Here is a 19,180-nt window from a genome sequence, read left to right on the forward strand (position 1 = left end):
GGTCCACGCTAGGAGTGGGCACTACCGGAGCGGATCGCCCAGAGGTCCTGAAGCCATGTCCGCCTCAGGTTGTACGGGTGGTGCACGCCCCACCTCCTGTAGGTGGAGGAGACCCTCAGAGGCGATGACAGGGATCTCGGGGCCGAGCAGCCTTCCGATCTCAGGGCCGGGGGTCCTCGCGCGGGCCGGACAAGGCCCGTTCGGGGTAGGGAGGGCAGCGGTGCGGGCGGCTCCTTCTCCGGGATTTCCCTGGTCCGGATCGCTCATCCTCAGGGTCTACAACAGCCACCGGAGCGTCCGCCAGACTTCGGGCGACCGTGAGGGCATGGCCGCCGTACCGCTCCGTGGCCGGACCGCCGTACTGGTGGATACGGCGCTTGGCCCGCCAGGCGTACGGGTGGAGACTCTCCTCCCCGTGGAGCGACGGTCGCCCGGTCCAGCGGGTGAACCAGAGCACGGACGGCAGATCGCTCGCCCCCTCCCGCCTGGCCCGCTCCATATGGCGGGCGCCCGAGTCGGCGTCGCTGTGGAGACCGGGGACGTAGCCCCGACGGCGCACCTCACGGTCCCAGGCGCGGATGAAATCGAGCGTGGCACGGACGCAGCCGGTGTTCCCGAGGTCGTACGCCCGCAGGCCGAGGTAGAGCGCGCTGCCCCGCCCCAGGCCGAGCACCCGTCCCCGCGCGATCGCCTCATAACCCTCCCGCTCGCCCTGGAGGGCGGGGGTGGCACCGATGGGCGCCGCCCGCGGGCTGCGGTCCGTCAGCGCGCAGGGCGACTGCGAGCCGACGAAGATCGGCAGCACCCGCCAGCCCATCCGGTGCACCTCGGCGATCCAGCGCCGGTCGAGACCGGGCTGATCGGGGCAGTCCCGGCCCCGGCCCCCGTAGGGGACACCGATCGCACCGTACAGAGACGACGCCCGCCAGGCGCGCATGGCCGCGAGCCGCGGTGCCCGGCAGGCGTCAAACACGAGGCCGTGGAAGGTCACGGCGGTGTCGGCGGTGGTGTCGGGGCGGGTGTCGGGGCGGGTGTCGGTGCCGGGGCGGGTCTCCGCTCCAGTATCGGGGCGGGTCGGAGTGTCAGGGTGGGTCCGGGTGTCGGGGTGGGTCCCGGTGTCGGGGTGGGGGTGGGGGTCCGGGTGGGTCCCGGTGTCGGTGCGGGCCGTTGTGGCGTGGGGCGTCCCGGTGGGAGCGCGCTCGGGAGGCGGGGCGAGCAGCAGCTCGGGCAGGCCGAGCAGGACGGTGAGCGCGAGGGCGACGGCGACCGACGACCGGCGCCGTACGACCGCACCGGACCCCTGCCCGGCCGGGGTCCGTCTCCACGACCCCCGCCGCACCCCTCGCCAGATACGCATGGGCCGAGTGAACGGCTCCCCGGCGCGGGAGGCCAGCGCCGGGGCCGGGGGCTCAGCCGTCCGTGCCCAGGATCAACCCGGATGTGGGAACGCCCGTGCCCGCCGTGACCAGCGATCTGGCCACGCCCGGTATCTGATTCACCGACGTCCCCCGTATCTGGCGGACGGCCTCCGCGATGCCGTTCATCCCGTGCAGATACGCCTCACCGAGCTGGCCGCCGTGCGTGTTCAGCGGCAGGGTGTCCGCCGCGACGTACTCCGCCGCCTCCCCCGGCCCGCAGAAACCGAACTCCTCTAGCTGCATCAGCACAAAGGGCGTGAAGTGGTCGTAGATGATCCCGACGTCGATATCTCCGGGCGCGAGCCCCGAGCTCCGCCAGAGCTGCCGCGCGACCACGCCCATCTCCGGCAGACCGGTGAGATCGTCACGGTAGAAGCTGGTCATCTGCTCCTGCGCCCGCCCGGCTCCCTGCGCCGCGGCGACGACCACCGCCGGCGCCCGAGGCAGATCCCGGGCGCGCTCCACGCTGGTGACCACGATCGCCTGGCCGCCGTCGGTCTCCTGACAGCAGTCCAGCAACCGCAGCGGCTCGGCGATCCACCGGGAAGCGGCATGGTCGGCGAGGGTGATCGGCTTCCCGTAGAAGTACGCGGCGGGGTTACGGGCAGCGTGACGGCGGTCGACGACGGCCACCTGGCCGAACGCCTCGGGCGTCAGCCCATGGGCGTGCAGATAGCGCTGGGCCGCCATCGCCACCCAGGAGGCGGGGGTGAGCAGACCGGACGGAAGATTCCAGCCGAGCGCCGCGCCTTCCGCCGACGGCTCCCGGTGTCGCACCCCGGAGCCGAACCTCCGCCCCGAACGCTCATTGAACGCCCGGTAGCAGACGACGACTTCGGCCACCCCCATGGCGACGGCGAGCGCCGCCTGCTGCACGGTGGCACACGCCGCGCCGCCTCCGTAGTGGATGCGCGAGAAGAACGACAGCTCACCGATGCCGGCCGCCTGGGCGACGGTGATCTCGGGGCTGGTGTCCATGGTGAAGGTGACGAGTCCATCGACGTCGGCGGGGGAGAGACCGGCGTCGTCGAGCGCCGCCCGCACCGCCTCGACCGCGAGCTTCAGCTCACTGCGCCCGGAGTCCTTGGAGAACTCGGTCGCACCGATGCCGACGATCGCGGCCCGGCCACCGAGCCCGTCCTTCCTTCGGATGCTCATCGGACGGCCCCCGGCACGGTCACCACGACCGTGCCCGTGACGTGGTTGCCCAGTCCATTGGCGCCGACGACCCGGACTTCGGCCGTACCACCCTCGACCGAGGCGACGCTGCCACGCAGCACCATCGTGTCTCCCGGGTAGTTGGGGGCGCCCAGCCGGATGGCGACCTTACGGAGCACGGCGCGCTCCCCGAAGTGGTCGGTGATGTACCGCCCGACCAGGCCGTTCGTCGTCAGGATGTTCATGAAGATGTCGGGCGCCCCCTTCTGCCGCGCCAACTCCGCGTCGTGGTGCACGTCCTGGTAGTCGCGTGAGGCCACCGCTCCGGCGACGATCAGCGTGCGGGTGATCGGGATCTCCAGCGGGGGCAGCTCATCCCCCGCTCTCGGTACGCGCCCCACTCTCGGATCATGCCGCGTGTCCGGCTCGCTCGGTTCATGCGGCTCGTGCGGCTCGTGCTGCTCGTGCGCGCGCTGCTCGTGCTGCTCGTGCGGCTTCATCGTGCTTCCTCCGTCGCGAGCAGTGCTCCCAGCTCCGCCAGGACCTCACTTCCACAGCCCAGATACGCGTCTATCTGCCGCCCCCAGAGAAAGTGCCGGTGGACGGGGTGGTCCAGATCCGCGCCCAGGCCGCCGTGCAGATGCTGGCCCGCGTGCACGACCCGCTTGCCCGCCTCGGACGCCCACCAGGCGGCGGTGAGCGCATGGGTGGCGTACGGCAGGCCCTCGTCGTACCGCCAGGCCGCTTCATAGGTGGTGACCCGGATCGCCTCGGTGTCCATATACGCGTCGGCCGCGCGGATCAGCACCCCCTGGTTGGTGGAGAGCGGACGGCCGAACTGCTCACGGGTCGTGGTGTGTGCCACGGCGCGGTCGAGAGAGCCCGCGCAGACCCCGGCCTGAAGTCCGGCGAAGGCGATACGGCTCGCGGCCAGCACGCCCTCGTACGCCGGGCCGGCCCGCGCAGTGTCGCCCCCGAGGCGCTCGGCGGGGGTGTCGTCCAGGATCAGCCGGCCGGCCGACCAGGGGGCGGTGGTCTCCACCGGTGTGGTCTCCGCGTCGGCCACCCGCACCCACCACAGCGCGCGCCCGGCGTCGGCGACCAGGACATGGGTGGCATCGCGCAACCAGGGCACCCACGCCACGGTGCCGGTGAGCCGGCCATGCGCCGACCGCACGGCGCCGCGCGCATCGAGTGCTCCCGTCGCCACCGCCGTCCCGTCGCGCAGTCCTGGCAGCCACCGCTCCCGCTGCTCGTCCGTGCCGTGCGCGGCCACGGCCAGCAGACCGTGGACACAGCTCACCGCGAACGGTGTCTGCGCCGTCGTCCTGCCCTGCTCCTCCAGCAACAGCACCAGCCCGAGCAGCCCCGTCTCCTCGACCGCCGCCGTCAGCCCCACCGCGCACAGGGTCTTCCACAGCTCGACGTCCGTGCCCGTGCCGGTCGAGGCGAGCCGGTCGGGAGTGGAGAGGTCCGTGAAGATCTGCGCCGCCAAATCCCGCGCCGCCGTCTGCTCCTCCGTGGGGGTGAAGTCCATGGTCAGCCCTCACCTCCACCCGAGGGCGGGGAATCGGCGGAGGTGGCGGGGCGCGACCGGGCTTCCCGAGCAGATGGCGGTGAGTGTGGAGAGGACGGCGAGGGTGGAAAGGACGGCGAGGACCGCGAGGACGCAGAGAGCGGAGAGGGCTCAGAGGGCGGAGAGGGCGACACCCGGAAGGCCGGAACCTCCAACTCCTCGTCCACCCGGAGGAACTCCAACTCGACGGGCGCACCGATCCGCACCTCGTCGTACGGCGCCCCGATCACATCGCTGACGATCCGTACGCCCTCCGCCAGCTCGATCAGCCCGACGGCGTAGGGCGGGTCGAAGGCCGGGAAGCGCGGATGGTGCATGACCACATAGGAGTAGACCGTGCCCGCGCCACTCGCCGTGATCGTGTCCCACTCCGCCGAGCCACAGGCATTGCATCCCGGGAGCCAGGGGAAGCGCAGCTCGCCGCAGCCCTCGCAGCGCTGGATCAGCAGCCGGTGTTCGGCGATTCCGGCCCAGAATCCGGCGTTGTCCCGGTTGATCACCGGCCTCGGCCGCATGAGCCGCGGCGCACCCTCACCCTCACCTGTGCCCGCACCTGACCCTCCATCCCCCGACCCTCCATCCCCCGACCGTCCGGCTGCCGATGCGGGGGCGGGGGCCGCCGGTGCCGGTGCAGGGGCGGGCCGCGCGCTCCCCACAGGCGGCGCGTACTTCAGGATGCGGAAGCGATGCGTCCCCGCCAGCTCTCCGTTCGCCCTGAGGTCCATCCGCGTCGTCACGAAGTGGCCCGTGCCCAGCTTCGTGGTCTTGCGGTCCGAGACCGACTCGATCACCGCGTCGAAGGTGACCCGGTCCCCGGGCCGGAGCGGTCGCAGATACTCCTGCTCACAGTCGGTCGCGACCACGGAGGTGTACCCGCAGCCGTCGAGCAGGGCGAACAACTCCTCCTGCGCCGATGTGCCGTGTGTGTGCCCGGACAGGCCGCCCATCGTCCATGCCTGGAGCATCGCCGGCGGGGCCATGGCATCCGCCCCCCGGTACGCCGGGTTCGTGTCCCCCATGGCTTCGCACCAGTGTCTGATCATCGGCTCGTTGACCAGGTCCTTGCCGACGGCATCGACGGCGGTCGCCCGGCCCTCGTACTCCTTCAGTCGGCGGAGTACGTCATCGGCCGGCTCCACCGAAGCGGCCGATCCGGGCGGGCCCACCGCACTGTCCGCACCGGCCACACCCACCGCGCTGGTAGCAGCCATCACCGCCGCCCCCTCTTCATCCCGAGCCGCATCGTCGCGACGATCTCCCGCTGCACCTCACTCACCCCTCCCCCGAAGGTGTTGATCTGCGCCGCCCGATTCATCCGTTCCAACTCCCCGTCCCCTGAACCGACCCCCGGCCCGTCACTCGAACCGCCACTCGGACCGCCTCCCGCGTCGGGCCCCGGCCCGGCCCCCGAGTCGGTCCCCGGTGCCCCATACGCCAGCGAGCCGGGCGATCCCGCCCGGATCAGCCCCGCCTCCCCCGCGATCTCCTGACATATTCGATACACCTCGACCGCCGATTCGGTTCCCATCACCTTCACGCCGCTGGCATCGCCCGGCGCCAGTCGCCCGGCCCCCACATCCCCCACCAAACGCCAGTTCAGCAGGCGTGTCGCCGCGAGCCGCGCATATGCTTCAGCGGCCCGAAATCGCACCCACGGCTCGTCAATGCGACGCCTGCCCGTCACCGGATCGGGTCGGCGTGCCCGCTCCAGTACCCCCGCGAAGAAGTCCTCGGCCTGCATTCCGATCGCGGCCAGCGCTACCCGTTCATGGTTGAGCTGGTTGGTGATCAGCCCCCACCCGGCGTGCTCCTCGCCGACGAGGTTCGCGACTGGCACCCGTACACCGTCGTAATACGTGGATGTCGTGGTCAGCCCGCCCACGGTCTCGATCGGCGTCCAGGAGAACCCGGGCGCATCCGTCGGCACCAGGACGATCGAGATCCCCTTGTGCTTGGGGGCCTGGGGGTCCGTCCGGCAGGCGAGCCAGATCCAGTCGGCGTTCTGGGCGTTGCTGGTGAAGACCTTCTGACCGTCAATGACCCAGGAGTCCCCGTCCCGGACGGCGCGGGTGCGCAGCGCGGCGAGGTCCGTACCGGCCTCCGGCTCGCTGTAGCCGATCGCGAAGACGATCTCACCGCTCAGCACGCGCGGCAGGAAGAACGCCTTCTGTTCCTCGGTGCCGTACTTCATGAGCGTCGGCCCGACGGTGTTCAAGGTGACCATGGAGACGGGTGCCTCCGCCCGGTACGCCTCGTCGAAGAAGACGAACTGCTCGTCCGGGCCCCGGCCCTGGCCGCCGTACTCGGTGGGCCAGCCGAGCCCGAGCTTTCCGTCGGCACCGATGCGGCGCAGAAGTGAGCGCTGGGCCGCGGTGTCGGCGGCGGCCGGGGGGCCGTCCGGCATCACCGCCCGGAAGTACGAGCGAAGTTCGGTGCGCAGCTTCCGCTGGCGCTCCGTCGGGGCGAGGTGCACGGTGGCCGCCTCCCGGGCGTACGGATCGCATCGATCAGGATTTCTGACTGTCCGTCAGATACGGGCACCTGTCAAGGTCACCGGCGCCCAAAGCGAACCCCTCAACCCCGCACCCCCAGCCCCGCACCCCGAACCCCTCACCCCGCACCCTCACCCCGTACCCGCGAGCGTCGCCGGCAGGATCGCGGCCGGGCCGAAGCGCGCCCTGGCCCGATCGGCCGAGGATTCGATGCGGCGGGCCCTGTCGTCCGCCGGGTCGAAGGTGAGCTGGGTGCTGGCGAGTTCGGCCGGCTGGAGGTCCTCGGCGCGCAGCGCGAGACCCCGCACCCGGGCCCGTTGCAGCCCGAAGGACCCGTAGAGGTCGTATCCCGTACGGGCCAGGGCGACTCCGTGGTTGGTGGCCTCGGGCAGCGTCCGGGTGCGGGCGGTGGTGGTGCGGTCGGCGTAGCGGACCGTCAGGGTCAGTCGGCGGGCGATCTGCCGCTCGGCCCGCAGCCGTACGCCCACCTGCTCGGTGAGGGCGAGCACCGCGCGGCGATGTCGGACCGGGTCGAGTTCGTCGCGGTCGAAGACGTGGTCGGCGCCGCAGGAACGGATCGGCTCCAGCGCGGTGACGGGGCGGTCGTCCCGGCCGTGGGCCCGGTCGTGGAGTTGGCGGCCGTGGGCGCGGCCGAGCAGGCGTTGCAGGGTGCCGACCGGGGTGTCGGCGACGGCGCCGATGGTGTGCAGTCCGTATCGGGTCAGCAGCCCGACGGTGGCGGGGCCGACGCCGTGGAGCGCGCCGACCGGTCGTGGCCGGAGGAAGGCGGTGACCGATTCCGGGGCGAGATGGGTTATTTCCCCGGGGGCGGTGGCGTCCGCAGCCATGGCGGCGAGCATCCGGTTGCCCGCGGAGCCGATGGTCGTGTCGACGCCGTACAGCGCGAGCGCGCGCACTCTGATGACCTGGGCGAGCGCGTAGGGATCACGGTGGAAGTAGCGCAGCGCGCCGGTGATGTCGCAGTCGGCGTCGACGGGGGGCAGGGCCTGGGCACGGGGGCTGATGCCATGAAGCTGTTCGATCAACCGCTCGTACAGCTCCGGGTCATACCGGTCGCCCAGATGGTAGTGGATACGGAGAATATGACGTTCTGCCCCAACTCCCCGCACGGCAACGGCACCTCTCACCGCGCCTCCCACCGCACCTCCCACAGCACCCTGCGCAGCGCCTCCCACCGCACCTCCCACAGCACCCTGCGCAGCGCCTCCCACTGCACCTCCTCCCGCAGCGTCAGTCATGGCTGATCACCCGGCGCTTCCGGGGCTGGTGTATCCGAGGGACCGGAGATCGGCGGTACGGTCCCCGGCCGGCTGAAGGTCCGCCCAGGGGTGCAGACTCGCCCCGGTCTCGTGGGCGATCACGCGCCGCGAGCCCTGGCGGCCCCGCCGCCCCCGCTCCTGCCCCCGCTCCTGTCCCTGCTCCTGTCCTCGCTCCTGTTGCTGTTGCCGCCCGTCCTGGTGGGAGTCGGGTGGTTGCCGTCGACCCCGCGCCGGCCCCCCGTCCGGGCCGGGTACGGCCGCCGCGGGCCCCAGCAGCCGGTGCGCGGCCTCCGGCCCGTCGTCCCGCCGGGCCACCGCGAGGGCCTCCAGATCCCATGCCATCGTCCCGACGACCGTGCGGCGCTCCCCCCGCTGCTGAACGGTCCCGCGTACCAGCAGCAGCCCGGAGTGGAAGACCGTGTGCGCGCAGGCGTCGTGGCTGTCCTCGAAGAACGCGAGGTCGACCAGGCCGGACCCGTCGTCGAGGGTGACGAAGATGATGCGCCGGCCGGACGCGATGGGCGGTGTCTGCGTGGCCGCCCGTACGCCCGCAATCAGTACTGTCTCCCCGGCCCGCGCGGTGGCCAGATGTCTGGCATCGGTGGCGCCGAGTTCACGCAGCAACTGATGGTGGTGGTCCATCAGGTGCCGGCTCACATCGATGCCGAGCACCTGTATCTCGGCGCCGAGCGCCTCGCGGCCGGTCATCTCCGGCAGCCCGGCGCGCCGCCCCGTGGCGTCCGGCATGTTCAGCGGGAGCTGGCCGTCGTCGAGCGGACGCCCCCGGTACTGGCGGTGCAGTTCGGCGATCCCCAGCAGCAGATCGCGCCGGGTGAGCTCCCCCCGTAGCGAATCCAGCGCACCGACATTGGCGAGGCGTTCGGCGATCGGCCGGTGGGGCCGGGCCCGCTGCCACAGGTCGGAGAGGGAGGAATAGGGCTGGCCGACGGCGATACGGGTGACCTCGTCATCGCTGATCCCGCGCACCCCGGACAGCGCCAGCCGGACGCCCCAGGTGCCGTCCGGGCCCTGCTCGATGGTGTGGGTGGGACGGGAGTGGTTGATATCGACGGGCAGTACGGCGATGCCATGGCGGCGGGCATCGGCGACGATGACGCGTTTCGGCCACATTCCGGGGTCGTGTTCGAGCAGGCCCGCATAGAGGGCCGCGGGGTAGTGCGCTTTCAGCCAGGCCGACTGGAGGGCGGGTACGGCGAACGCGACCGCGTGGGCGCGGGCGAACCCGTACGCCCCGAAGGCTTCGATCGTCCGCCACACCTCGTCCAGCACGGCGGGCGGATAGCCACGGGCGCCGGCCGTCCGGTGGAACCAGTCGCGGACCCGGGGGAGCCGGTCCCGGTCGCCGAGGGCGCGGCGGGCGTAGTCGCCGAACTCCAGGTCGCAGCCGGTCAGCCCGGCGAACATCTCGATGATCTGCTCGTGCCAGATCACCACCCCGTACGTGTCGGAGAGGATGGGCTCCAGATCGGGGTGCGGGTACTCGGGGGCCCGGCCGTGTCGGGCGGCGACGTACCGTTCCGGCATCCCGCCGGCCACCGGACCCGGCCGGAAGAGGCTGATGTCGGCGATGACGTCCTGCGGATCGCGCGGCTGGAGACGGCTGAGCAGGTCCATCTGTCCCGGTGACTCCAACTGGAACATGCCGAGGGTGTCCGACGCCTGGATGAGCTTGAAGGCGAAGTGGTCGTCCAGCGGCACCTGGCGCGGGTCGTCGAGGTCGATGCCACGGCCGGTGGCGCGTTCGATCTCGGCGGTGGCATGGGCCATCGCGGACTGCATCCGGACGCCGAGCACATCCAGCTTGATCATTCCGAGGTCCTCGACGTCCTCCTTGTCGGCCTGGACCATCGGGTAGCCGCCGGTCGGGGTCGGCTGTACGGGGAGGCGGTCGAGCAGGGACGCGTCGGTGAGGATCACTCCGCAGGGGTGCATGGCGATCCCGCGCGGCAGGGCGTCCAACCCCTCGGCGAGTTCGAACAACAGCCGGAAGGGTCCGGCTTCGGCGGCCAGCTTCCGCAGCTCGGGCAGTTCGGCGAGAGCGGTGGTGAGGTCCGACGCACGGATATGAGGAAACGATTTTGCAATCCGGTCGACATCGGCCGGGGCGATACCGAGGGCGAGGCCGGTGTCCCGGATCGCGTGCCGGGCCCGATAGGTCTCAGGCATCCCGGTGATCGCGACCCGTTCCCGTCCGAACCGTTCGATGATCCTGTCGTAGACGTCGAGACGGCGGGCGGACTCCACATCGAGGTCGATGTCCGGGAGATCGGTACGGCGCCGGGACATAAAGCGTTCGAACAGCAGCCGGTGTTCCAGCGGGTTCGCGGTGGCGATGTGGAGCGCGTGGTTGACCATGCTGCCGGCGCCGGAGCCCCGGGCGGCGACCCGTACACCCATGTCCCTGACATCGGACACCACTTGAGCGACGGTCAGGAAGTAGGTATCGAACTCCAGTTCGGTAATAGTGGCCAGTTCGGCGTCCAGCCGGGCCCGGACCGCGGGATCACGGTCCAGACCACGGCGGACCAGCCCGGCCTCACAGCACTCACGCAGCACCCGGGCGGCGTCGGTGGCGTCCGCGGCGCCGACCATCCGGGGTTCGGGCAGATGCTTCCGCCCCAATCCCAGATCGGCGACGGGGTCCACCCGGCACGAAGCGGCCGTCGCGGCGGTCGCCGCCAGGAGTTCCACCGCGCGGGCGGGGCCCGACCCCGCCGCCGCGGCGATCCGCTCGGCGGCGACACGCATATCGGCCGGGCCCTTCAGCCAGCGCTCGCCGGAATCGAGCCGGCGCCGGTCGATGGGGCGCAGCAGCCGGGCCGCGTCCAGAACATCGGCGAGCCGGTGCAGCTCCGGGTCCCCGTAACGGACGGCATTGGTCAGTACGGCGGGGATCCGCAGCCGGTCGGCGAGGGCGAGCGTCCGGGCGGCGAGCCGGAGCGAACCGGGGCCGGTGCCGGACAGACCGTGCCATACGGTCTCCAGCCGCAGCGACCCGCCGAAGATCTCCCGCCAGGGGGCGAGCAGGTGTTCGGCGAGATCGTCACGGCCGGAGGACAGCGCGCGTACGGGTTCGGACGTGGGCCCCAGCAGCGCGATCAGGCCGTGGTTCGCGTACTCGCGCAGGGCCGCCGCGGGCAGCACGGGGTGTCCGGTCGGGGATCGGCCGGGGGCGTGCGCGGCGGAGGTCAGCCGGCACAGCGCGGCCCAGCCCTGCCGGTCCCGGGCGAGCAGGGTGACGCGGAGGGGTGGTTCCTGCACATGGGCGCCGCCGCGTACGGGGGTGCGGGTACGGGGGTGTTGTGCGGGGGCGTACGGGCGGATTCCGGACGGCCCGGCACCCTCGGCACCCCTGGCGCCCCCGACACCCCTGGCCGCTCCGGCACCCCTGGCACCCCTGGCTGCTCCGGCACCTCTGGATGCGCCGGCTTCAGGGGTCCGGGCTGCGGACTGGTCGGCTCCGGAGGGCTCGGCTCCGAACGACCGGGCCCCGAACGACCGGGCTCTGGAGGGCTCGGCGCCCGGCCGGCCGGGCGCGAGATCGATACCGAGGGGCTCGACCGCGAGATCAATGCCGAAGATCGGCCGTATCCCCACCTCAATGGCGGCCTTCGCGAACCGCACCACACCGGTGGTGGAATCCCGGTCGGTCAGCGCGATGGCGCCCATACCGCGCTCGGCGGCCCGGCGCACCAGGTCCTGGGGGTGGGAGGCGCCATAGCGGGCCGAGTGGCCGGACGCGACATGCAGATGCGTAAAGCCCTCCATATCGCGCCTCCAGCCAGGACCCCCTCTGCCCGTCTCGTACGAATCACCCCGAAAAGTGTGATCGAACTTCTGTTCGATAAGCGTAGCGCGTACTGCCCGGGGAGGCGAACGGATCACAGCGGGCCCCTCGGCTGTCAGCGACCGACCCGCTCCCCACGGCGGGGCTCCCGCCCCGGGCCGTCGCCCGGTTCCGGCCCTCGCTCCGGCCGATGGCCCTCCTTCATGCCGGGGAGAAGGATCACCGCCAGATTCGCCGCCCCGACCACGACCGCGGCGCCGAGCAGGGGCGCGGTGGTGCCGACCAGCGCGGCGAGGGGCGCCGCCACGGCGAGCCCCAACGGCCGGGCCCCGAAGGAGATCAATGTGTCGCAGGAGCCGACCCGCCCCAGCATCTCCACGGGAACCCGCCGTTGCAGGACCGTCTCCCACAGCGGACTCAGCATCCCGACCCCGAACATCCCCACGAACTGGGCGGCGGCGATCACCGGGACGGGCAGCCGCAGCGCGAACGCGAGCAGGGGGAACGCGTAGACCGCCGCCCCCACGGCGACCGCGATCAACGGGTGCCGCAGGGGCAGCCGGGTGGCCGCGTAGGCGCCGAGCACCATGCCCACGGTGCCGATCTGGACGACGATCACCCAGGAGGACTCGCCGCCCAGGTCCCGTACGGCGATCAGGGGACCGAGGGTGACCAGGAGCCCCGCGGCGAAGTGCCAGAGACCGTGGGCGACCACATTCCCGATGAACCAGGGGTGACGCCGGATCTCGGCCCACCCCTCGCGCGACTCGGCGAGGAAGGCGCCCCGGCGACGGTCCGGAACCGGACGGGCGTCGCGCCGGGGGGCGAGGCCGCCGACGGTGGCGGCGGAGAGCAGGAACAGCGCGCCGGTGAGCAGCGAGGCCCAGCCGGCACCCGCCAGGAGCACCAGCCCGCCCGCGACGGCCGGGGCGGTGACACCGGCGAGGCCCTGCGCGATGCCGAGCCGCGCGTTCATCCGGAGCCGGTCCGGTTCGGCGATCACGGCGGCGACGAGCGTACGGACGGCGGGGATGCCGAAGGCCACGGCGGCGCCGGTGATGGCGGCCAGCGCCGCGAGGACCGGGATCCGGGGCGAGCCGGAGAGCAGTTCGGCACCGATGCCGAACTGGGCGGCGGCGCGCACCAGGTCGGCGGCGAGGACGACGCGGTGCGGGGGCAGACGGTCGGCGACCACGCCGGCCACGGGGAGCAGGACGAGCATCGGGAGGAGCTCGCAGGCCAGGACCAGGCCGAGCTCGGTCGCCGATCCGATGCGGATGAGTGCGAGCGTCAGGGTGACGGGTATCAGCGAGGTCGCGAGCGCGGCACAGGTCCGGCCGACGAGCAGCCGTGGCTGGGGTGACGGCCAGGAGGAGCGCCGGACGCGGGGCGGGGGAGTGGAGTCGGCCATGTCGGGGAAGATTAGTTTGCTAGCTAAATATTCGTCAACGAAATATCACGCGCCGGAAGACTCGCCGGCGTAGCACAATGGGCGGATGGAAGGCGTGGAGGACTCTGTCGACCGGCACATCGCCCGCTGGCGCCGTAAGGCGCCGTTCGACGAACGGGTGGAAGGGATCATCACCCGCATCCAACTGCTGACCAAGCACACGAAACAGGCCAAGGACCGGAGCCTGGCCGAGATCGGCCTCCAGGATTTCGCGTTCGACACCCTGCACCGACTGGCCTCCCGCGGCGAACCCTGGCGCGCGACGCCCTCCGAACTCGCCGCGGAACTGCTCGTATCACCGGCCGGTATCACCGGCCGTATCGACACCCTGGAACAGGCGGGCCTGGTCCACCGGGTCCGCCTCGGCGACGACCGCCGCCGGGTCCACGTCGAACTCACCGAAGCGGGCCACTCCCACTGGCTCGACGCCATGCGCCTGCTCGGCACCGCCGAGAGCGCCCTGGTCGCACCGCTCGACGAGGCCGAGCAGAACACCTTGAACACACTCCTCAAGCGCATGCTGGCCCAGGTGGAGTCCCAGCCACCCGGCGCCCCGCACCCCCAGCGCGAATCCCTCGACGAGGACCGCCCGTCGTCTTGACGGACGGAGTCTTGACGGGCGGACCGTACGGGGGGCGAAGGCCCTCGACGTCGGCGGCCTCTCCCAGGTCCTCACGGTCGTCATGGAGTGCGCTGTGAGGGGCTGTTCATGCATAAGGCGCGAGCACGGCGCCGACGAGATGCGATCTACCAGCAAGGGGAACGCGACTTCGGCACTCTCGGGGCGCAGTTCGGCCGGAAGCCCAGCGCCATCCGGTCGCGATTGGCCAAACTCGGCCTGGAAAGCATCGACTGACTCCCAAGGGGTGGCAGGCTGCCGCCGACGGAGATTCGAGCACCGGACCCACAACGCCCACCGCCCTCAAGGCAGATCCACCCATGCCCGGTCCGTGCCCGGTCGATCACACCGCCCCCTGCTCTCAGGGTTCCGGCAGGCTACCGAATCCAGGCCAACGAGCCCTGGAAGGTACTTCTGGATCAAGAGGTCTGGAAGCGGATCCACGAGTTCACGACAGCCGACATTTACCTAGCTGCCAACGAAGTGGACCCCGAAGAGATCGAGCTCCTACAGAAGGCGAAATACCTCTTCGCAATGGATCCGACCGTTGCCACGGGGGCGATCGATGCTGCCCTCGAAGACATCCTCCGCAGCAATCCCGACATTGCCGTCGCCTACGCCATGTTTCTGCTGAAACTGGGCATCAAACAGTCCTCATAGCGTCCAGGGCAGCAACTCCTCCGTCTCGTCGACGGCAGGCAGGCGATACGGACGCCGTGCAAGCGCAGTATCGCTAACCTGGGCACACTAGGGCCTCCGAGGATCAGCCCACAGCCTTTTCGATGGCCTCGAAGATGTCAGCATCCGTCTCCTGCTGCCAGGACGGCAGGTCGGGCCAGTCAGCTACGTAGCCCGGCTTCGGGTCCTCGAAGTGCTTGAACATCTGGGCCGTCCAGCATGTCGCGACGAACCGGCTCTTCTGCTCCCGGGACAGCCTCGACGTGTGGCCGTCGCTGATCTCGATGAACTGGCGGACCTGGTCGTAGACCGAGCCTGCGGCCTCGCGCTCCCACTGCGGCGTGTCCACCCAGGGCGTCACGTAGCCGGCCTTCGGCTCGCCAGGGAAGTACTGGTGCACTCCCACGATCCAAGCTTCCCGGAACAGTCGTGCACCTTCGGTCTGCGACATGCCAACCCCTCTCGTCACGGCGTGCTCAGCGTGGCGATCTCCGACCCCAGCTCCGCCACGCGGTGGTCGCGCCGCAAGGGGCCGAACTCGTCGCACAGGGCTTGGAGTCTACGGGCGACGTACCCGGATGCTGAGGCTCGGGCCAGGACGGCGGCTTCTCGCCCGTACGCAAGCACCTGGTCGGGATCGCGGCGCTTCACGCCGATGGCGGCCAGGCTGGCCAGCACCGCGCCACGGCGCCGATATGACTGCCCTGACGCAAGGGCCGTCTGCGTGAGCGCGGTCTTCAGCGTCGCCTCCGCCAGGTCCAGGCGGCCGAGCTGTACGTACCGCGCTCCGCGCTCCTCGGCCAGGCGGGTGCCGTCGAAGCGGAGCCATCCACCGTTCGTGCTGTCCGTGGTGAGGTTCCTGACTTTCTCGGCCTGATCCAGTGCGCGTTCGCATGCCGTGAGGTCGCCAAGGCCGGCGTGCGCCTCCGCTTGGACCGATGCAACCCAGTACCGTGTCGAAAGGTCACTGTCCCCTCGACCGGCCAGCCGCTCGGCCGCGCCCAGCATCTGCGCCGCCTGGCGGTAGCGCTGCTCGGACATGTCCACGTAGGCGTGGCGCACGAGAGCGCAGGCCCACAGGTCGTACGCGCCCGCGTCCTTGCTGACCGAGGCCGCGAGCGAGTACGAAGCTGCTGCGTCGGTGTAGCGGTTCCGGTCGAAGGCAACTTCGCCGGCCATCTGGAAGAGGTCGGCCGCCGCGCTCAGAAGGGGGCGGGAACTGCCTCGGCTGGCGGCCAGTGCTTCATTCAGAGTCGTCAGCTGGTCGCGGATGACGGGGTAGACCGATCCCTTCGACCGGGCCAGTTGGTAGACCTGCCACAGGTGACTGTTCATCCGCTCGAAGTCGACGGGCAGCCCCCTCAGCACCCCATCGGTGAGGGCCTCGGCCTCGTCGACCGGTAGGGCCGTCAAAGCCCCGCTGACGGTGAGTATGCGGAGGAATTCTCGGCGGATCATTTCGTCGTGGTCTCCCCCGCTCGGGTGGTCACTGGACTGCTGCCCTGTGGCCTCCTGCCCTGCGGCTCGTAACTCTGTCAGGAGGGCGTCAAGCTCTTGGAGGCTGACTTCGAGGGCGATGGCCAAGCCTCGCCGCTGCGGTGGCTGCGGTTGGATTCGGCCGCTCTCCCAGCGCCCGACCGTCGTGCGGTCCACGCCGAGCAGCCCGGCCAATTTCTCCTGACTGTAGCCCAGGATCTTGCGTCGTTCGGCTAGCCCCATGACGACCCCTTCCCGCGGCTTCGAAGCCTGCGGCACCCGTGCACGGATCTGATCCAAGAATGCGGCATGTATGCCGTGGAGCCCGTCGACTTCACGCGCTTTCCTGGGAGTTGTCGCGAACGGACAGGTCATGACGCAGCGGAAGGGTGCGGATATGGGAACGCAGAACGGCGCTGAGGGACACGTCCACGAACGGCTCTCTCGACCTCTCGGCCTCGCTGCGGAGCCTCGCCTCCTCATGACGCTTCGAGTGTCCCGCGACTCTGGCCGTACGTGGTCTCAGACGACCCGTGTCCAGTCGGGTGACCCGTACGTCATCTTCTCGGACCCGGGCCGCTACCCGCCGTGCGAGTGCCCGCGCCGCCCTCGCAACGAGAGCTGCGGAGACTGCGGCGGTAGCGGCGCCGACTCATCCGGCAACAGCTGCGGCACCTGCAACGGGCTCGGCGGGATCTACTGCCGCGCCGGCTACCAGGGCTTGCGCGCGCCGACACGTTCCGTGATCTGGAAGGAAGCGCACTGATGGCCCACACTCTGATCGCCTCCCCGTTCCTCGACGGGCATCTACTCCTCAAGCCCGGGGCCCGGTCCGGGGCCCGGATCCCCGCCGCCGAGTACAACGAGCTGCGGAACGCCGTCGGCGGCCAGGCGCTGCCCGCATGGGCGGTTCAGACCGCCGCCGAGGTGTGGGGCCTGGATCTCACCGGCCGACGTGTGCAGGACACGGTGCTGGTCCGCGAGCCGTCCTCGCACGGCTTCTGCCGCGCCTCCTGGGAGATCAACCTCGGCTGCAACTTCGGTTGCAAGCACTGCTACCTCGGCGAGCGCCCGTTCTCCGGCCTCCGCTGGGAGGACAAGGTGCGGCTGCTGGACATCATGCGCGAGGCCGGCGTCCTCTGGCTCCAGATCACTGGCGGCGAGCCCACCATGGACCCGGACTTCCAGGGCGCTTACCGTTACGCCTGGCAGGCCGGGATGATGCTCACCATCTCCACCAACGGTTCGCTGCTCTGGCGGCCGGACCTCCTCAAGCTCTTCCGGGACTGCCCGCCCTACCGGCTGGTCGTCAGCATGTACGGGGCGAGCGAGGAGTCCTTCGACGCACTCACCCAGCGCCGTGGCGCGTGGAAGGCGTTCCGGCGCGGCATGGACGCCGCACGCGCGGCGGGCCTGCCCCTGCGCATCAACGTCGTGGTGACCGAGGACAACGCCTCCGAGGCGGACGAGATGGCCGCCCTCTCCGATGAGTGGAACGTCGAGAACCACGCATATACGAACATGACGCCCACGATCTACGGTGGCGGCGAACCGCTCCTCGCTCAGTCCGCCGCCCATCTGCGCCAGCGCAAACCGTTCGCCGGATGCAACGCGGGACACACGTTCTTCCACGCCGACCCGCACGCCAAGGTGTCGATCTGCAAGGTCGGCCGCGACGCCCAGATCGACCTCATGGCCGAAGGCGTCGACGGCCTCACCCGGCTCGGCGTCATCGCCGACCGCCTCATGCTTCGCACCGGTGGGTGCGAGGGCTGCGCCCTGTCCGGCACCTGTCGGGTCTGCCGCCCCCTGGCCAAGCACTACCAGGAGGCGAAGGCGCCGCTGCACAGCTACTGCCAACACGGCGACAAGGAGAACGCATCATGACCCCGCCCGTACTGGTGAACCTTCTGCCGGGCCCGCCGCCCTCGGCGCGCCGCGCGGCCCCGCCCGTCGCTGCGCTCGCGGTGACCGCCGTCATGGACCTGGACGAGGTCGTGGAGAGCGCGGAGTGCTCCTGCGACGCCGGCGACGACAACCCCCACTGACCGACAGATCCGGTCGGTTTCGCTCAGGCCCTGGCGTGTTCGCGTCGGGGCCTGAGCCCTGACCGGCCGACCGCTAGGGTGCCGCTCATGTTCTTCCGCTGGGACTGGCTCCGGCCGGTACTGACCGCGCCGATCGTGCCGACTCTCGGCCCCGTCCACCCCCACGCGCTTACCGTCGACCTCTTCGAGGACACCCTGCGAGCGGCGGTGACTGACCGGTCTTTCCTCCGCTACGACAAGGACCGGCGCTGGAGCAGCGAAAAGGACGAGACAGTACTCCGCGGTGATGTAGTCCATCAGCCGGACCACACGCTCATCCCCACCCTGACCCGGCGTGGACGCGGCACCGTCAAGGTCTTCGCCTACGGACACCGTGGCAGCGTCGTGGATGAAGCCGCCGAACTGGCGGCGAAGCTCGCCGCCATGCACGATGCAGGAAACGCCCGGGTCGTACGCCCGCTTGGCCCGGAAACCGGGTTCCCTCTCGGCACGCGCATCCAGCTCCAGGACTTCACCGCCCGCCCGTGCCCCAACCCAGGCGACGCGGTCCGCCCCGTCACCGTTTGGCCGACCGCCGTGCAGAAGACCTTCGCCCCGTTCGCCACCGCCATGGCCGCTGATGGCCTGGCCTTCCTCCATGCCCACATGGAGGCCGGCCGGTGCGGCCCGGTCCTCGCCGCCGCCGTCCAGGACCGCGTCGTCGGCGCGATCGGCCCCATGGAAGTTCGCCCCGACGCGACCGGATGCCCCCAGCTCATGCCCCAGTACTTCGCCGTCCTACCTGAGGCCCGAGGGCAGGGCCTGGGCCGCAGCCTGTGGCGGGCCGCGATGCACTGGGGCCAGTCCCACGGCGCGGCGTACCAAGTCCTCCAAACCGAGGTTGGCGGCGCATCCGACAGGCTGTGCCAAGCCGAACGGCTGACCTCCCTCGGCTTCAGCCACACCACACCTGCGTAACCGCTTCAGCGCCTCTTCGCTCACGTGCCAACTCTCACCCCTGCTTTGACGTTCGTGCATGCTGGCGCGGCGCTACAACGCGGTCGGCCCGCTGAGGCCGCCCGCCGCGCCGGCCACAGCATCGCCGTGCTGTTCCGGTTCTACGCCAAGGCGATCCATCGCAGCCAGCAGCACGCTAACGAGAAAACGAGCATGCACTCGAAGCCGCGCAACAGGTCGC

The 19,180-nt window shown here is 70.9% G+C and carries 17 protein-coding genes; 6 read left to right on the plus strand and 11 right to left on the minus strand.

What is annotated here, in order from left to right; genetic code table 11:
- Positions 1–160 precede the first annotated feature (160 nt).
- The 9 genes from ACH4S7_RS12300 to ACH4S7_RS12340 form a co-directional block, all read right to left on the minus strand.
- Positions 161–1,357, minus strand: coding sequence for a glycoside hydrolase domain-containing protein (locus ACH4S7_RS12300; RefSeq protein ID WP_398521060.1), 1,197 nt, complete (start codon positions 1,355–1,357; stop codon positions 161–163).
- A 52-nt stretch (positions 1,358–1,409) separates the two neighbouring features.
- A complete protein-coding gene (locus tag ACH4S7_RS12305; RefSeq protein WP_398521061.1) occupies positions 1,410–2,576 on the minus strand; it encodes a lipid-transfer protein in 1,167 nt (388 codons plus the stop codon).
- Positions 2,573–2,977, minus strand: a complete 405-nt coding sequence (locus ACH4S7_RS12310; RefSeq protein ID WP_398521367.1) for a MaoC family dehydratase — start codon at positions 2,975–2,977, stop codon at positions 2,573–2,575. Before ACH4S7_RS12310 ends, ACH4S7_RS12305 begins: the two co-directional genes overlap by 4 nt.
- A gap of 95 nt (positions 2,978–3,072) precedes the next feature.
- Positions 3,073–4,113 carry an acyl-CoA dehydrogenase family protein gene (locus ACH4S7_RS12315; protein ID WP_398521062.1) on the minus strand — a complete coding sequence of 347 codons (1,041 nt, stop codon included), beginning with the start codon at positions 4,111–4,113 and terminating at the stop codon, positions 3,073–3,075.
- A gap of 2 nt (positions 4,114–4,115) precedes the next feature.
- Positions 4,116–5,363: a bifunctional MaoC family dehydratase N-terminal/OB-fold nucleic acid binding domain-containing protein gene (locus ACH4S7_RS12320; RefSeq protein WP_398521063.1), complete on the minus strand. Its 1,248-nt coding sequence runs from the start codon at positions 5,361–5,363 to the stop codon at positions 4,116–4,118.
- Positions 5,363–6,625, minus strand: coding sequence for an acyl-CoA dehydrogenase family protein (locus tag ACH4S7_RS12325; RefSeq protein WP_398521064.1), 1,263 nt, complete (start codon positions 6,623–6,625; stop codon positions 5,363–5,365). Before ACH4S7_RS12325 ends, ACH4S7_RS12320 begins: the two co-directional genes overlap by 1 nt.
- A gap of 150 nt (positions 6,626–6,775) precedes the next feature.
- Positions 6,776–7,774, minus strand: coding sequence for a hypothetical protein (locus ACH4S7_RS12330; RefSeq protein WP_398521065.1), 999 nt, complete (start codon positions 7,772–7,774; stop codon positions 6,776–6,778).
- Between the two features lie 135 nt (positions 7,775–7,909).
- A complete protein-coding gene (locus ACH4S7_RS12335) occupies positions 7,910–11,713 on the minus strand; it encodes a DNA polymerase III subunit alpha (RefSeq protein WP_398521066.1) in 3,804 nt (1,267 codons plus the stop codon).
- Between the two features lie 134 nt (positions 11,714–11,847).
- Positions 11,848–13,143, minus strand: a complete 1,296-nt coding sequence (locus ACH4S7_RS12340; RefSeq protein ID WP_398521067.1) for an MFS transporter — start codon at positions 13,141–13,143, stop codon at positions 11,848–11,850.
- A gap of 85 nt (positions 13,144–13,228) precedes the next feature.
- On the opposite strand from ACH4S7_RS12340, the gene ACH4S7_RS12345 reads away from it, so the two are divergent.
- The 3 genes from ACH4S7_RS12345 (at position 13,229) to ACH4S7_RS12355 (ending at position 14,461) form a co-directional block, all read left to right on the plus strand.
- Positions 13,229–13,783: a MarR family winged helix-turn-helix transcriptional regulator gene (locus tag ACH4S7_RS12345; protein WP_398521068.1), complete on the plus strand. Its 555-nt coding sequence runs from the start codon at positions 13,229–13,231 to the stop codon at positions 13,781–13,783.
- A 108-nt stretch (positions 13,784–13,891) separates the two neighbouring features.
- Complete coding sequence (locus ACH4S7_RS12350) at positions 13,892–14,038, plus strand: hypothetical protein (RefSeq protein WP_398521069.1); 147 nt, start codon at positions 13,892–13,894, stop codon at positions 14,036–14,038.
- 246 nt (positions 14,039–14,284) lie between these two features.
- Positions 14,285–14,461, plus strand: a complete 177-nt coding sequence (locus ACH4S7_RS12355) for a hypothetical protein (RefSeq protein WP_398521070.1) — start codon at positions 14,285–14,287, stop codon at positions 14,459–14,461.
- 103 nt (positions 14,462–14,564) lie between these two features.
- Here ACH4S7_RS12355 and ACH4S7_RS12360 read toward each other — a convergent pair whose 3' ends face one another.
- Both ACH4S7_RS12360 and ACH4S7_RS12365 read right to left on the minus strand, forming a co-directional pair.
- Positions 14,565–14,930, minus strand: coding sequence for a hypothetical protein (locus ACH4S7_RS12360; protein WP_398521071.1), 366 nt, complete (start codon positions 14,928–14,930; stop codon positions 14,565–14,567).
- 14 nt (positions 14,931–14,944) lie between these two features.
- A complete protein-coding gene (locus ACH4S7_RS12365; RefSeq protein WP_398521368.1) occupies positions 14,945–16,198 on the minus strand; it encodes a helix-turn-helix transcriptional regulator in 1,254 nt (417 codons plus the stop codon).
- 522 nt (positions 16,199–16,720) lie between these two features.
- Between ACH4S7_RS12365 and ACH4S7_RS12370 the strand changes: the two genes are divergently transcribed.
- From ACH4S7_RS12370 to ACH4S7_RS12380, 3 genes are all read left to right on the plus strand, one after another.
- Positions 16,721–17,842, plus strand: coding sequence for a radical SAM protein (locus ACH4S7_RS12370; protein WP_398521072.1), 1,122 nt, complete (start codon positions 16,721–16,723; stop codon positions 17,840–17,842).
- Positions 17,839–18,003 (plus strand): hypothetical protein, encoded by a 165-nt coding sequence (locus ACH4S7_RS12375; RefSeq protein WP_398521073.1) that lies wholly within the window; start codon positions 17,839–17,841, stop codon positions 18,001–18,003. The genes ACH4S7_RS12370 and ACH4S7_RS12375 overlap by 4 nt, the downstream gene beginning before the upstream one ends.
- 87 nt (positions 18,004–18,090) lie before the next feature.
- Complete coding sequence (locus ACH4S7_RS12380; RefSeq protein WP_398521074.1) at positions 18,091–18,960, plus strand: GNAT family N-acetyltransferase; 870 nt, start codon at positions 18,091–18,093, stop codon at positions 18,958–18,960.
- The last annotated feature ends 220 nt before the right edge of the window (positions 18,961–19,180 follow it).

It is taken from the genome of Streptomyces sp. NPDC020965, from assembly GCF_044333555.1.
Taxonomy (GTDB): Bacteria; Actinomycetota; Actinomycetes; order Streptomycetales; family Streptomycetaceae; genus Streptomyces.

What these genes read in the sequence shown, in the direction of transcription:
- ACH4S7_RS12300 (WP_398521060.1), bottom strand. Translation starts at nt 1,357, where the DNA reads ATGCGTATCTGGCGAGGGGTGCGGCGGGGGTCGTGGAGACGGACCCCG.
- ACH4S7_RS12305 (WP_398521061.1), bottom strand. Translation starts at nt 2,576, where the DNA reads ATGAGCATCCGAAGGAAGGACGGGCTCGGTGGCCGGGCCGCGATCGTC.
- ACH4S7_RS12315 (WP_398521062.1), bottom strand. Translation starts at nt 4,113, where the DNA reads ATGGACTTCACCCCCACGGAGGAGCAGACGGCGGCGCGGGATTTGGCG.
- ACH4S7_RS12320 (WP_398521063.1), bottom strand. Translation starts at nt 5,363, where the DNA reads ATGGCTGCTACCAGCGCGGTGGGTGTGGCCGGTGCGGACAGTGCGGTG.
- ACH4S7_RS12335 (WP_398521066.1), bottom strand. Translation starts at nt 11,713, where the DNA reads ATGGAGGGCTTTACGCATCTGCATGTCGCGTCCGGCCACTCGGCCCGC.
- ACH4S7_RS12340 (WP_398521067.1), bottom strand. Translation starts at nt 13,143, where the DNA reads ATGGCCGACTCCACTCCCCCGCCCCGCGTCCGGCGCTCCTCCTGGCCG.
- ACH4S7_RS12345 (WP_398521068.1), top strand. Translation starts at nt 13,229, where the DNA reads ATGGAAGGCGTGGAGGACTCTGTCGACCGGCACATCGCCCGCTGGCGC.
- ACH4S7_RS12350 (WP_398521069.1), top strand. Translation starts at nt 13,892, where the DNA reads ATGCATAAGGCGCGAGCACGGCGCCGACGAGATGCGATCTACCAGCAA.
- ACH4S7_RS12360 (WP_398521071.1), bottom strand. Translation starts at nt 14,930, where the DNA reads ATGTCGCAGACCGAAGGTGCACGACTGTTCCGGGAAGCTTGGATCGTG.
- ACH4S7_RS12365 (WP_398521368.1), bottom strand. Translation starts at nt 16,198, where the DNA reads ATGGGGCTAGCCGAACGACGCAAGATCCTGGGCTACAGTCAGGAGAAA.
- ACH4S7_RS12370 (WP_398521072.1), top strand. Translation starts at nt 16,721, where the DNA reads ATGGCCCACACTCTGATCGCCTCCCCGTTCCTCGACGGGCATCTACTC.
- ACH4S7_RS12375 (WP_398521073.1), top strand. Translation starts at nt 17,839, where the DNA reads ATGACCCCGCCCGTACTGGTGAACCTTCTGCCGGGCCCGCCGCCCTCG.
- ACH4S7_RS12380 (WP_398521074.1), top strand. Translation starts at nt 18,091, where the DNA reads ATGTTCTTCCGCTGGGACTGGCTCCGGCCGGTACTGACCGCGCCGATC.